The organism is Kordia sp. (assembly GCF_022447245.1).
Classification (GTDB): domain Bacteria; phylum Bacteroidota; class Bacteroidia; order Flavobacteriales; family Flavobacteriaceae; genus Kordia.
Genome location: NZ_JAKVBC010000018.1, coordinates 61,801 through 74,927 on the forward strand (window position 1 = coordinate 61,801; position 13,127 = coordinate 74,927).

The following is a 13,127-nucleotide window of genomic DNA, read 5'->3' on the forward strand; positions in this document are numbered from 1 at the left end:
TTTATTCAATTATTTTATGGCTTAAGGATAGCAAAAAATATTCCAATAAATGTTTTTTGATTTTATGATTTGAAAAGGTGAACATTTGAAGGTTTTATTCCAAAAGTCGCATGTTAACGTACCAAAAACGTAATATTAGCTTGTCGAATTGAAGCATGTCCAATATACTCAAAAGAGCAAAGCGATCTAAAAGCCTAGCGCGTCCAACTACTATCTAAAACAAACCAATTTGTCCATCATCTGTTACAGGCCCATTTTCGGTATCGTTATCACCTTTTACAGTTTCTTCGTCGACCACTTCCATTTCTTCTGCTGGCACTTCTTGTTCTTCTTCATAAGGCAACGATTCTAAGGCATTAATTTGCCTTACTTTATCTGTTGTCAATTGATTTCCGAGTGCTTTGATACCTTTCACAGAAATAAATTCTTCCAAATTAACTTCCATATTTGGCTTTTGTTCTTTTCCGCGTTGCTTGTAGAATACCACTTCTGCCATTGGTCGCCAATCGGTCATAATCAACTCTAATTGCGATTTTGGATGTTCAGTAATAAACTTTTCTGTTTTAGTAGCATGTTCTACCAAGAAGCGTTTTACATAATAGCGTTCTTTTTCGCCATCGTAATAAATTGCAGAAATTGGTTTTTCAGGATTCCATTTTTCCAATACAATCATATCACTGTCAAAATGTGCAGTGAGCTCTGGTAAAATCGTTTTTACTTCTCCTTTTTGATTGATAATGAGTAAACGATCTTCACCTCTAAATTCACCAATCAATTCACCTCTAGCATCTACATTGAGACGTTGTACGGTATTGTCAAACCAGATTTTACGAGGTTTTAAGGTAGAAACTCCTTTTTCTTTTAGTTCTACACGTTTGATAGAATATTTTGTGACGATGTTTCCTTTTACGCCTCTTCCTTTGATGTTTAAATCAGCAAAGTCCAAATCCCATTTGAGTTTCTTAATACTTCCTGCTTGACGTAATAAGATTGTCACTACTTCTGCTTCTCCATTTGGATTGGCAGTAAAATAGGTAACCATAGAACCTTTTTTACCTTGCGTTAAATCGTATTCTTTATCACGTGTAACACTTGTAACCGCAAAACGTTTGATATAACTTGCACCACCTTTTCCGTCACGGTAAATCATGTTGTAAATGGTACGCTTATCTTTTTTCTTAAAGATAGCAACGTGAATAATATTTTTTCCAATAAATGTTTTGGAGTCTACACGTGTAACTTGCATTTTTCCATCACGTGTAAATACGATAATATCATCAATATCAGCACAATCCGTTACATATTCATCTTTTCGAAGCGATGTTCCAATAAAGCCTTCTTCCCTATTTACATAGAGTTTTGTGTTACGGATCACTACTTTTCGTGCGTCTACATCGTCAAAGATTCTGATTTCTGTTTTACGCTCTTTTCCTTCTCCGTATTGCTTTTTTAAACGCTTAAAGTAATCAATCGCATATTCGATTAAGTGTGCTAAATGATGTCTTACTTCCGCTATTGATTCTTCCAAAGCATCAATTTTTTGCTGCGCTTTGTCAATATCAAATTTAGAAATACGCTTGATTCGAATTTCTGTCAAACGTGTGATATCTTCTACCGTTACCTCTCGTTTTAAATGTGTGATGTGTGGCTTCAACCCTTCATCAATTGCATTGATAACACCTTCCCATGTTTCTTCTTCCTCAATTTCACGATAGATTCTATTTTCAATAAAAATTCGCTCTAAAGAGGCAAAATGCCATTGTTCCTGAAGTTCTCCTAATTGAATTTCTAATTCAGATTTCAATAATTCAACAGTATGTTCAGTTGAGCGACGCAACATTTCCGAAACACCAATAAACAACGGTTTATTATCAAAAATGATACAACCTAATGGCGAAATAGAACTTTCGCAATTGGTAAATGCATACAACGCATCAATCGTTTTATCTGGTGAGATATTATTTGGCAAATGCACTAAAATTTCAACATCAGCCGCCGTATTATCTTCTATTTTTTTAATCTTAATTTTACCCTTATCATTCGCTTTTAAGATCGATTCAATCAACGACGTTGTATTGGTCGCAAATGGAATTTCTGTAATGACTAAGGTGTTTTTATCTCGCTGTGAAATTTTAGCACGCACACGTACTTTTCCTCCACGCAATCCATCATTATAATTGCTCACATCCATAATTCCCGATGTTGGGAAATCAGGGTAAATCTGGAAACGTTTTCCTTGTAAATGCTTAATAGAAGCATCTATTAACTCCAAAAAGTTATGTGGTAATATTTTTGTAGATAAACCTACGGCAATTCCTTCCGCACCTTGTACTAATAACAAGGGGAATTTTACAGGAAGATTGACTGGTTCGTTTTTACGTCCATCATAGGAAAGCTGCCATTCCGTAATTTTTGGACTGTACACAACATCTAAGGCAAACTTAGACAAACGTGCTTCAATATAACGCGAAGCTGCCGCACGATCACCCGTAAGAATGTTTCCCCAGTTTCCTTGCGTATCAATCAACAAATCTTTTTGACCAATTTGTACCATGGCATCTGCAATACTGGCATCACCGTGTGGATGATACTGCATGGTATGTCCAACAATATTGGCAACTTTGTTGTAACGTCCATCATCCAAATCTTTCATTGAATGCATGATACGGCGTTGTACTGGCTTAAAACCATCTTCAATGGCTGGTACTGCTCTTTCTAAAATCACATACGATGCATAGTCCAAAAACCAATCTTTGTACATTCCTGTAACTTTGGTAATTGTATCCTGCGCATTGTTTTCATGTTGCTGATTTTCAGCATGTAGTTCTTCGTTATGTTCTTCCATTAAGAAATTTCGTTGTTATTCTTTATCACTTTTTCAAGCGATTTTTTTAAAGCTCTTTTTTTACGCGAACTCAATAAGGTAATATTAAATCGTACACGTTTTATTTGATTGGTTTTCGATTTTACATAGACATACAAAAAGCTATATAGTACAAAGTTTTGTATGCGATATCGTTTTAGCTTTTCTTTTGGAAATTCTGCTCTATGTTCACGATAATTGATAAAATTGGAAATAAATAATCCCTTGTTGATAAGCGTCAATACATTGCCATCGCTATCAAATTCAAAATACTTTGCTGTATTATAGAAGACCAAAATCATAAAAATAAGTACTGCAGGTATTGCGTACCACACTTTAGTTTGATTTACATCTTCCCGAAAAAGGAATAGGTATAGCATTACGAGAATACTTCCAATTCCTAAAAAAAAGTAGAGAAATGGAACCCACTTTTTTGATTTTTCGTTACTAAACCTCATGCTATCAACTATTTGTCTTCAATAAGGTCTAATTCTACCTTTAGGTTATTAATAATAAATTCTTGTCTGTTTGGGGTATTCTTTCCCATATAGAATTGCAATAATTCTTCTATGGAAGTTTCTCTGTCTAACATGACAGGGTCGAGACGAATATCGTCTCCGATAAAATGTTTGAATTCGTCTGGTGAGATTTCTCCCAAACCTTTAAATCGTGTGATTTCAGGTTTTCCAGACAACTTATTAATAGCGGCTAGTTTTTCTGCTTCACTATAGCAGTATATAGTTTCTTTTTTGTTTCGTACTCTAAATAAAGGTGTTTGTAAAATGTATAAATGTCCTTCTTTGATCAATTCTGGGAAAAATTGTAAAAAGAACGTTATTAATAACAAACGAATGTGCATTCCATCCACATCGGCATCGGTTGCGATTACGATGTTGTTGTATCGTAAATCTTCTAATGACTCTTCAATGTTTAAAGCGGCTTGTAAAAGATTGAATTCTTCATTTTCATATACAATCTTTTTGGACATTGAGTATGAGTTCAATGGTTTTCCTCGCAAACTAAATACCGCTTGCGTATTTACATCTCGTGATTTTGTGATAGAACCCGAAGCCGAATCTCCCTCGGTAATAAACAAGGTGGTTTCTAATCTTCTGTCTTTTTTTACATCACCTAAATGAATACGACAGTCACGTAGTTTTTTATTGTGCAAACTTGCTTTTTTAGCACGTTCTTTGGCTAATTTTCTAATTCCAGAGAGTTCTTTACGCTCACGTTCTGCTTGCAGAATTTTACGTTGTAGTTTTTCTGCCGTTTCTGAATTTTTATGTAAAAAGTTATCCAAATACCTTCCAATAAAATCATTGACATACGTACGAACAGTTGGCAAATCGCCTCCCATTTCTGTAGAACCCAATTTTGTTTTGGTTTGCGATTCAAAAACAGGTTCCATTACTTTGATACTTACCGCTGATATAATGGATTTACGAATATCAGACGCTTCATAGCTTTTTCCGTAAAAGTCACGCACTGTCTTTACAATGGCTTCTCTAAAGGCAGCTTGATGCGTTCCTCCTTGTGTTGTATGTTGTCCGTTTACAAACGAATGGTATTCTTCGCTGTATTGTGTTTTACTATGTGTAATGGCTACTTCAATATCATCCCCTTTTAAGTGAATGATTGGATAAAGCATATCTTCTTTGTTGTTGTTGTCCTCCAATAGGTCTTTTAATCCATTTTCTGAAAAGAATTTCTCTCCGTTAAAAATGATTGTCAACCCAGGATTTAGATAAACATAGTTACGCAGCATTTTTGCCACGTACTCCATACGGTATTTGAAGTTTTTAAAGATGGTATCATCAGGAATGAACGCTACTTTAGTTCCGCGTCTACGCGATGTTTCATCTAAGAACTCTTTTCCTTTCAATTCTCCCAAAGCAAATTCGGCAGAACTCGATTTCCCATCACGGGTAGATTCAACTCTAAAATAGCTAGATAATGCATTTACGGCTTTTGTACCAACTCCATTTAGTCCTACTGACTTTTTAAAGGCTCTTGAATCGTACTTTCCTCCTGTATTCATCTTCGATACTACATCGACTACTTTTCCGAGAGGAATTCCACGCCCGTAATCGCGTACAATCACTTTTGATCCTTGAATAGAAACTTCAATGGTTCTTCCAGCGCCCATGACAAATTCGTCAATTGAATTGTCCAGCACCTCTTTTAGAAGGATATAAATTCCGTCATCGGCAGACGATCCATCTCCCAATTTTCCGATATACATTCCAGGACGCATACGGATATGCTCTTTCCAGTCTAGTGAACGTATGTTATCTTCGGTATATTGTGAGTTTTGTGACATTTATAGAAGTGATATTTGGGTTGGATGCTAATATACTATTTACATTCAAAAAATAAAACTCAAACACCTGAAAGTAATCAACAAAAAGCGCAATATTTTTGTCAATATTGCGCTTTTTTAAGTCATCTGTTATATGTTCCACTTATTCTGACCAATATTGAAGTGTTACAACGATAAATCCATCACTTCCAACCAAACTCGGATCTAAGGTTACTACCGCACTTGAAGCACCGTCAAAATACCCATCATAGGCATCAAAACGATAGGTGCCTGCTGGTAAATTTGCAAACGTATCAATCGTGTAGTAATCTGTATAAAAGACTTCTCCAGTATCTTGATTTGTTGCGCCATATCCAGGTAAGGTTCCTGCTGGTACAGGAGCTCCTGTAAGCTCATCTACCAATTCAATACGAACATTGTAAACAGTTGCTACTGCCTTGAAAGCAGTTGCTTCAGTTTTGATTTCTTTTGCTAAGTTGATTTGTGTGTTTAAGAAACCTCTGATTTCTCGAATCAATTGGCGTGCTACACTTCTATTGTTTTGTTGAATAGCTATCTGTAAATCAGAACTTTTGATGCGCACATAATCTTCATTTCCTTCAATTTGAGAAGCCTTACTTTGGATGCTACTAGGATCAATATTGCTGTTTCCTTGTGCTGCACTTCCAATGTAGTAGTTGATTTCATCACTGAATTCTTCTACGACTTCCATACTAATATCCATGATTTGAAGATACGCAGCTACATCAACATTTGAATTGTTGTTTACTTCATAATCAACTGTTAAGGTTTTTAAAGCAGCCTTTACTCTTTTCGCTTCGATACGAACAATCTCTGCAGAGTCAAAAGTTTCATCTAAATCATCTAAAACTGATTGTTGTGCTTGTGTATGTAATGCAAAGAATAATAAAAATGCAGTCCATACGAATGTAATTTTTTTCATGGTAAAATATATTTTTGGTTATACCACTAAATTACAACCAGTATGTATCTAAATGATTACTGATATATTATAAAAATCTTACTATTTTTCATTACTTTTCATCTAAAGATAACCTTTACTTTACGAGGGTTTCGCATAAAATATTTCAGAAGAAGTAGTGTATTTACAATAGTGTACATCCATATCCCAAAAATCAATATGATCAAGGTTAGCCGCTCCAGAAGGAACAAGCATTAATGAAGCTTTTCCATCAATCATAAATCGTTCCTCTCGCTCATATCTATTATCTAAGGTTGTTTCTATGTAGTATAAATAGTCATAAACAAAGTTAACATAACTTGTTTTTGAAACTTTTGCTTCTTCAGATGCCAAACTTTCCAACTTAAAAGTATCAAAATTTGCACCTATAGCTTTTTGAAATTCAATAGCGTTCAACGGTACTCCGTTTAAGCTTGGCATCACATTGAATTGTCCATCTATAAAGACCCATTTTTGCAAATCGTTCAAGAAAACTTCCGTAGCTACGTGACCTGGAGAACTTTTTCGTGTTTTAGCATCTGCTGTTTTTAAATACACTGTTCTTGCTTTAAAACCAAGTGCATTCAATTGATCGCGTAATACAATGGCATAAGCAAAGCATGGAAATTGTCCACCTTCTTCTGCTTCTTGAAGTATAGAGATAGCGTCATTTTTTCTAGGAGAATTGTTTCCATTGTGTTTCCAACGACTGTTAGTCCAGTTTAAAACATGCAATACTTTTTCTTTATCAGACATCGCATCAGACATTTCTACAGGATAAGCTTTTTTTAAACTTTCTAAGTACTTACTTTCTCCATCTTGATATTTTATTTCTATATCAGAATCTTCTGCTTTATTATAGTCTACAAGCATCGTTTTAAAAGGCACTCCTGTAATGATAGTGTGTGCCATTAAACTATCATTTAATTGCACATAAAAATCTTTACTTATGTCCGGAGCAATCTCAAACTCAATACTATCGATATCTGTTTTAAATAAAAAGGCTGTTTTTGGTGTATAACAGGTAATTTTTAGGGTATCATGTTCAACGTGAGGCGCAATTCCCCATCTTCCTCTGTACCAGTCCGTATCAACTTTATAAACGGTTTCAATAGAGTTCGCCTTGATTACAGGCGGCTTTTTTTCTGCTTCTTTTTTATCTGTGTCACAAGCAAAAATGGTGCATACTCCTAAAAGGATGACAATGTTTTTTTTCATATTAATGGTCTTAATATTTAGTTCTTAAAAAGAAAACTTATTATTTACATGATTAGTATATTCTCCTTAAGTTTTGTGCTTTTTTAAGTTGATTATTAATACTCCCAAAATAACAATCACCGATCCGAAATATTGCAAAAGACTCAATGTTTCCCCCAAGAATATTACCGCCAAAATGATCGTAGAAATTGGTCCAATTGCTGCAATAATGGCAAAGTTTGAAGAACTGATACGTTTTATAGATTCTGACACTAGAAAAGAAGGGATTACTGTAGCGATTAATGCAATTAAAAAACCTAATAGGTATACTTGCCACGGAAACTGAAATAGATCAAACTGCCAGCAATTCCATAATGAATAAATACACATATACAGGAAACCGACATCACATAAGCCGTAAATTTCACCACACCGAATTTTGGTATCAACCATCCACTTCCGACTAAATACGAAGCATAAGTAATAGCACTTAACAATACAAATGCGCCGCCTATATAGGTATTAGTTCCTGAAAATTGGACTTCTTGTCCAAATGCAATGATGATTCCTATGTAGGTAATACCAATGGCGAGGAGTTGTTTGGATTCAATTTTGGTTTTCAAGAAAAACCTGTTCAAAAGCAATACAATCGTTGGATACAAAAACAGAATAATTCGTTCTAGGCTCGCTTTTATGTACGTTAATCCTATAAAATCAAATAGACTTGCTAAATAATAGCCCACGACACCAAAAGCGATGATCCAAACATAGTCTTTTGTAGCTGTTGATGCAGGTTGCTTTTTATTCTTATAAGCAAAAGCAATAACAAGATATATTGGAAATGAAAATAGCATTCGCAACAACAACGCATCTAAGGCACTTACTTCATAGTTGTAGATGAGTTTAACCAAGACTGCTTTCGAGGAAAATAGGATAATTCCCAAAATACCGATACTTATGCCGTAAAAAAGTGCCCTGTTAGATTTCATCCGACAAAAGTATTATAAGTTTCTTTAATAAAATGGTGAAATCAGCTCATACTGTAATGGCAAAAGTAATAGAGTGTCTTTTCTACAATTCTTTTTGTTGGTAAAAATTGTGAATTAGCTAAATAGATGAATTAATAGTCAAATTCAACACATTTGTACGTATCATCAATGTATTGAGGCACCCAGTTTTTTAATTCTAATTTGTATTGTTTACTTGTGTTAAGACTGATAACCTGTAAAAAACTTCTTATGATTTGGTTCTTTAAATCGTATGCATGAGATAGATTGCAGAGCGCTACGCTATCTATTAAAATTGTTTTACCATAATTGATTTTGGAAATGTCTAGATGCTGTGTCAAGCTGTTTTTTAGAATGACAATTGAATCATTGTAGATAGGTTTGGCAAAGTCTCTTCCAATTCCACCTTCACTATACTTGAATTCATAGCCGTTGGTTAACATCTTCAGTATAGCTGGGTTGTTACTTATTTCAGAGTTAATAATTTTAGTGAGGTTTGGCTCTTTTTCTACCTTTTTACACCCAAAAAACAGCAAAAATAATAGCATAAATAAAGAAAGTCGTAATGTCATTATTTTTAACATATTAACACTGCTTTTATATTTTACAACATTTCTTTACGCATAGAAATCACAGCATTTGTAACTCCATCTCCTAGCTCGATATCATATGCTTTTACAAGAACATATCCTTTTGCTGCATAGAGTTTTTTACCACTCAGTGTTGCTACCAATTCTAAGGTCGTAAAGCCTTGTGTCATCGCTTCTTCTTCACACTTTACAAGTAGCATGGTTCCCAAGCCTTTTCTTATATGATTTGGATGAACAAAAAAAGCGCGTATTCTTGCTGCGTCTACACCTGGAACTAATAAATCATCACTTCCAACATGGCCTGAAGGTTCACTTTTTCCAAATAATAGTTTTCGCTTGCTCCAACCACCACATCCTACAATAGTACATTCCGGGTTTTCTACTATCCAATAGGTTTCATCATTGATCAATTGTACATCAACTGTCCAAGCATTTCCCAAGGCAGCATTAATTTCTGTTGTTGAGTAATAGTCGGCATTGATGGCAGTTGCAGATGCCTTGATTAATTTCTCAAGAGTTTCTACATCATTTAGCGTAGCTTTTCGAAGGGTAAAAAGAGCTTTTTCATTCATTTATACGTTGAATAAAAAATGCATTACATCTCCATCATTCACAACGTATGTTTTTCCTTCTATCGATAATTTTCCAGCTTCTTTTACTTTGTTTTCCGTTCCGTATTCCACATAGTCATCATATTTGATCACCTCTGCACGAATGAACCCTTTTTCAAAATCTGTATGAATTACTCCAGCAGCTTGTGGCGCCGTTGAACCAATTTTGATAGTCCAAGCACGTACTTCTTTCTCTCCTGCTGTAAAATAAGTTTGTAAGTCTAATAGTTTATAAGCAGCACGAATTAAACGAGAAACACCTGGCTCTTCCAATCCGATGTCTTCTAAAAACATTTGGCGTTCTTCGTAATCTTCTAATTCTGCGATATCTGCTTCTGTTCCAACAGCTAACACAATGATTTCAGCATCTTCATCTTTTACCGCTTCACGTACTTTTTCAACATAATCGTTTCCTGACTTTGCAGAAGCTTCATCTACATTACATACATATAGGATAGGCTTCGCTGTTAACAATTGAAAACCTTTCATCAACTCTTCTTCGTCTTCTGTAACCTCTACAGCTCTAGCGGAAATTCCTTGCTCTAAAGCATTTTTGAACTTTTCTAAAGTCGTCTGTTCTTTTTGTGCTTCTTTGTTTCCAGTTTTGGCTGCTCTTTTTACTTTTTCCAGACGTTTTTCAACTGTTTCTAAGTCCTTTAGTTGTAGCTCGATATCAATCGTTTCTTTATCGCGAATTGGATCTACACTTCCGTCTACGTGTACAATATTGTCATTGTCAAAACAACGCAATACATGCATAATCGCATTACATTCACGAATGTTTCCTAAAAACTGATTTCCTAATCCTTCTCCTTTACTCGCTCCACGAACCAAACCTGCAATATCTACAATTTCTACTGTAGCTGGCAATACACGTTGTGGATTTACCAATTCTTCCAATTTTTCCAAACGCGGATCTGGTACATTTACTACTCCTAAATTTGGTTCAATCGTACAGAATGGAAAGTTTGCACTTTGTGCTTTCGCATTCGATAAACAGTTAAATAAAGTTGATTTTCCAACGTTCGGTAATCCTACAATTCCAGCTTTCATTGTGATGATAAAATTTTAGTGGTGCAAATATACTATTTATGCATTGATATAATAATTTTATTTTACGAGGATTTACTGAAGCTTTTTATCTCTGATTTCAAAATAACAATACATAATGTAATCACTTAAAAATGAATGGATTTGAATATAAAAATGTGTCTAAAAAACAACAATAACTATTCATATTAAGTTTTCTTAACAAATTACAACCTACTGATTATTAGAACTATATACGTTATTTCATTAAAAAAGTGAAAACACGCAATCACAAAAATGGGTATTACTACGGATGTAAGAAATAACAACACGTATTTACTTTGTACTTGTAAGTAAAAACAATTAAAACAAACTCATTTTCTTACAAAAAATAATTTTTAACCTATTTAAAACCAAAATTATGGCTATTACAAAATTTAGCACAGTACAAGTAAAATCAGGTGAAACAGAAACAGTAGATTTAGGATCTACAATTATTAATGCTTCTACATCAGTACAAGGATTTGATGTTTCTTATAATCATGATCACCATGTTCGTTCAATCTCTGTGGCTAGTTCAATGAAAGGAATCTCTGGAAGTAAAGTTTCTGTAGGTGCAACCTGCGAAATGAGAGACGATTCTAACAATGTGGGCTATGGTACAGTCACTGTATTGATTATTGCAGACTGTGAGGCATAAAACATAATGTTTTTTTATAAGTGATGAGCAATATGTTTCATATTGCTCATCACTTTTTTTAACACATTACTTTCACAATCGTATAGTTTTCCCTCAAAACAATGCTCCTCTATTGCATCGGAAGTATTTAATTATTAATCAACCAAAACCTACACAAATATGAGTACAGAAGCCAATAATAAACAAATACCATCGATCCGTACTACACAATTTGAAGATGACGGAAATGATATTTTTAAAGACAGTGTCAATCTTTTTCGTGGAGATGTCAATCTTTCGTTAGATTTAGTAAGCTTAAAGGGAAGAAACGGACTCGATTTTAAAGTAACTGCCTCCTACGGAAGTAATGTAAAAAACAACATTCAAATCTCGAATGAAGAGAAACCTACAGGAATACTAGGATTAGGATGGACCTTACCCTTCCAACGCATCGAAGTTGAAACATCGGGGAATGCTACACCAAATGACAACACCTATTTTATCTACAATGATACTATTCCAACAGAATTAATCCGCAGCAATAAAATCTGGGAAAGAGCTTCTCTTGACACCTCATTAATTAAAGAATTAGAGACAAATAGTATTACTAAAAAATTTCAGCAAGCATTTCATAAAACAGGATTGCCCTTAAGTACAACCGCAAAAGTATCAAAACTAGCTGCTGAGAAATGGCGTATTTCAGATGCAAAGAAACAACGAACATATCAAGCGCGAAAAGAAAACAATACACTTGTAATTACTGCGGCAGGATTAGCATTTGAATGTTTTCAATATGATTTTAGTCAAATGATATACTACCCAGAATTTGAATCTTGGGAAGTCATTAAAGATGATGGTACTATTTACATGTACGGAGGACAGTTTGATGCTGATGAACACAGAAATGTTTTGAAATACAATGTTCGTTGGAGTAACTGGAAAGGTTCTTCAAATGTTGTAGATTCCGATAATGGGCAAAAATTACAATCGCAATTTGTTAGCGGATGGAATTTAGCAACCGTAGAAAATATATTTGGAGATCAAATACAATTCTATTATGATATTGTAATGCAAAAAGTTGGAGAAACTGGATTAGAATTTACCAAAGCCAGTTACATCTCTAAAATCACAGACATGTTCAGCAGGGAAGTTCTTTTTCAGTACAAGGAAAAAGCATATGTCATCAATGATCCTGCTGGTGCTCGTGAATATATGGCACCACATTGGAATGATCCGTATGGAGCAGTTCCTACTAAAGATCCAAGTCCATATCAAGATCAATTCGAAACCAAATATTTAGATGCCGTTGTAGTACAAAATAGTGAAGCACAAGTATTATATACCCAACAATTTACCTATGACGAAACTTCAAACTTTAGCGATTATGACAAAAGTTCAAATCTGTATGGAAATACCATAAAAAGAACCTTAACTGGAATCCAAAAAATATATGGAAACGGAAGTGCAAAACCTGGTTTATTATTAGCATATTGGCCTGCAGGAAGCATAAATGCAGGAGCTATCAAAAGTGCCATAACCCCTGAAGGAGCTGAAATTAGTTATCAATACACACAACAAGAACTATCAAGATGCGATAGACAAATTACGATAGAAAATCCGTGGCCAAAAGTAGGAACTCCTAAAGTGTGGTATGGAGGTGATTTTGTATTCAATGCATGGCGAAATGGTACTACAGAAAAATTAAAAGTTGCCTTATATACATGGGTAGGACGATGGCAATCATGGGAACCTGCAGAAAGTATTTTTTCTGCTAAAGCAGATATTGACAGCCTCAATGCTGTAACCACGGATAATTTTGTGTGTTTTCATTATTCTTCGGCTCAAAACTCAACTTAAGAAGTATATG

Annotated in this window: 12 protein-coding genes; 2 read left to right on the forward strand and 10 right to left on the reverse strand. The window is 34.6% G+C overall.

Features of this window, described 5'->3' with window-relative positions; all coding sequences use genetic code 11:
- Positions 1-214: 214 nt before the first annotated feature.
- From MK119_RS13475 to ychF, 10 genes are all read right to left on the reverse strand, one after another.
- A complete protein-coding gene (locus tag MK119_RS13475) occupies positions 215-2,845 on the reverse strand; it encodes a DNA gyrase/topoisomerase IV subunit A (RefSeq protein WP_290679721.1) in 2,631 nt (876 codons plus the stop codon).
- Positions 2,845-3,321 carry a hypothetical protein gene (locus tag MK119_RS13480; protein ID WP_290679722.1) on the reverse strand — a complete coding sequence of 159 codons (477 nt, stop codon included), beginning with the start codon at positions 3,319-3,321 and terminating at the stop codon, positions 2,845-2,847. Before MK119_RS13480 ends, MK119_RS13475 begins: the two co-directional genes overlap by 1 nt.
- An 8-nt stretch (positions 3,322-3,329) precedes the next feature.
- On the reverse strand, positions 3,330-5,186 hold the full coding sequence (locus MK119_RS13485; RefSeq protein WP_290679724.1) for a DNA topoisomerase IV subunit B: 1,857 nt from the start codon (positions 5,184-5,186) through the stop codon (positions 3,330-3,332).
- Positions 5,187-5,328: 142 nt separating this feature from the next.
- Entirely contained in the window at positions 5,329-6,129 is an 801-nt protein-coding gene (locus tag MK119_RS13490) for a hypothetical protein (RefSeq protein ID WP_290679726.1), read from the reverse strand.
- A gap of 120 nt (positions 6,130-6,249) precedes the next feature.
- The gene (locus tag MK119_RS13495; RefSeq protein ID WP_290679728.1) at positions 6,250-7,365 is read right to left on the reverse strand and encodes a transglutaminase domain-containing protein; all 1,116 of its coding nucleotides are present in this window, start codon (positions 7,363-7,365) and stop codon (positions 6,250-6,252) included.
- A gap of 66 nt (positions 7,366-7,431) precedes the next feature.
- On the reverse strand, positions 7,432-7,734 hold the full coding sequence (locus tag MK119_RS24320) for a DMT family transporter (protein ID WP_366512815.1): 303 nt from the start codon (positions 7,732-7,734) through the stop codon (positions 7,432-7,434).
- On the reverse strand, positions 7,662-8,333 hold the full coding sequence (locus MK119_RS13500) for an EamA family transporter (protein ID WP_366512816.1): 672 nt from the start codon (positions 8,331-8,333) through the stop codon (positions 7,662-7,664). Before MK119_RS13500 ends, MK119_RS24320 begins: the two co-directional genes overlap by 73 nt.
- 131 nt (positions 8,334-8,464) lie before the next feature.
- Positions 8,465-8,923 carry a hypothetical protein gene (locus MK119_RS13505; protein ID WP_290679730.1) on the reverse strand — a complete coding sequence of 153 codons (459 nt, stop codon included), beginning with the start codon at positions 8,921-8,923 and terminating at the stop codon, positions 8,465-8,467.
- A 32-nt stretch (positions 8,924-8,955) separates the two neighbouring features.
- The gene (locus MK119_RS13510) at positions 8,956-9,513 is read right to left on the reverse strand and encodes a GNAT family N-acetyltransferase (RefSeq protein WP_290679732.1); all 558 of its coding nucleotides are present in this window, start codon (positions 9,511-9,513) and stop codon (positions 8,956-8,958) included.
- Positions 9,514-10,605: a redox-regulated ATPase YchF gene (ychF, locus tag MK119_RS13515; protein WP_290679734.1), complete on the reverse strand. Its 1,092-nt coding sequence runs from the start codon at positions 10,603-10,605 to the stop codon at positions 9,514-9,516.
- Between the two features lie 397 nt (positions 10,606-11,002).
- Between ychF and MK119_RS13520 the strand changes: the two genes are divergently transcribed.
- Both MK119_RS13520 and MK119_RS13525 read left to right on the forward strand, forming a co-directional pair.
- Positions 11,003-11,281, forward strand: a complete 279-nt coding sequence (locus MK119_RS13520) for a hypothetical protein (protein WP_290679736.1) — start codon at positions 11,003-11,005, stop codon at positions 11,279-11,281.
- A gap of 159 nt (positions 11,282-11,440) precedes the next feature.
- Positions 11,441-13,117, forward strand: coding sequence for a hypothetical protein (locus MK119_RS13525; RefSeq protein WP_290679738.1), 1,677 nt, complete (start codon positions 11,441-11,443; stop codon positions 13,115-13,117).
- Positions 13,118-13,127 lie beyond the last annotated feature (10 nt).

Excerpts from the sequence above, each read along its gene's own strand:
- MK119_RS13475 (WP_290679721.1), bottom strand. The coding sequence starts at position 2,845 with ATGGAAGAACATAACGAAGAACTACATGCTGAAAATCAGCAACATGAA.
- MK119_RS13480 (WP_290679722.1), bottom strand. The coding sequence starts at position 3,321 with ATGAGGTTTAGTAACGAAAAATCAAAAAAGTGGGTTCCATTTCTCTAC.
- MK119_RS13485 (WP_290679724.1), bottom strand. The coding sequence starts at position 5,186 with ATGTCACAAAACTCACAATATACCGAAGATAACATACGTTCACTAGAC.
- MK119_RS13490 (WP_290679726.1), bottom strand. The coding sequence starts at position 6,129 with ATGAAAAAAATTACATTCGTATGGACTGCATTTTTATTATTCTTTGCA.
- MK119_RS13495 (WP_290679728.1), bottom strand. The coding sequence starts at position 7,365 with ATGAAAAAAAACATTGTCATCCTTTTAGGAGTATGCACCATTTTTGCT.
- MK119_RS24320 (WP_366512815.1), bottom strand. The coding sequence starts at position 7,734 with ATGTGTATTTATTCATTATGGAATTGCTGGCAGTTTGATCTATTTCAG.
- MK119_RS13500 (WP_366512816.1), bottom strand. The coding sequence starts at position 8,333 with ATGAAATCTAACAGGGCACTTTTTTACGGCATAAGTATCGGTATTTTG.
- MK119_RS13505 (WP_290679730.1), bottom strand. The coding sequence starts at position 8,923 with ATGACATTACGACTTTCTTTATTTATGCTATTATTTTTGCTGTTTTTT.
- MK119_RS13510 (WP_290679732.1), bottom strand. The coding sequence starts at position 9,513 with ATGAATGAAAAAGCTCTTTTTACCCTTCGAAAAGCTACGCTAAATGAT.
- ychF (WP_290679734.1), bottom strand. The coding sequence starts at position 10,605 with ATGAAAGCTGGAATTGTAGGATTACCGAACGTTGGAAAATCAACTTTA.
- MK119_RS13520 (WP_290679736.1), top strand. The coding sequence starts at position 11,003 with ATGGCTATTACAAAATTTAGCACAGTACAAGTAAAATCAGGTGAAACA.
- MK119_RS13525 (WP_290679738.1), top strand. The coding sequence starts at position 11,441 with ATGAGTACAGAAGCCAATAATAAACAAATACCATCGATCCGTACTACA.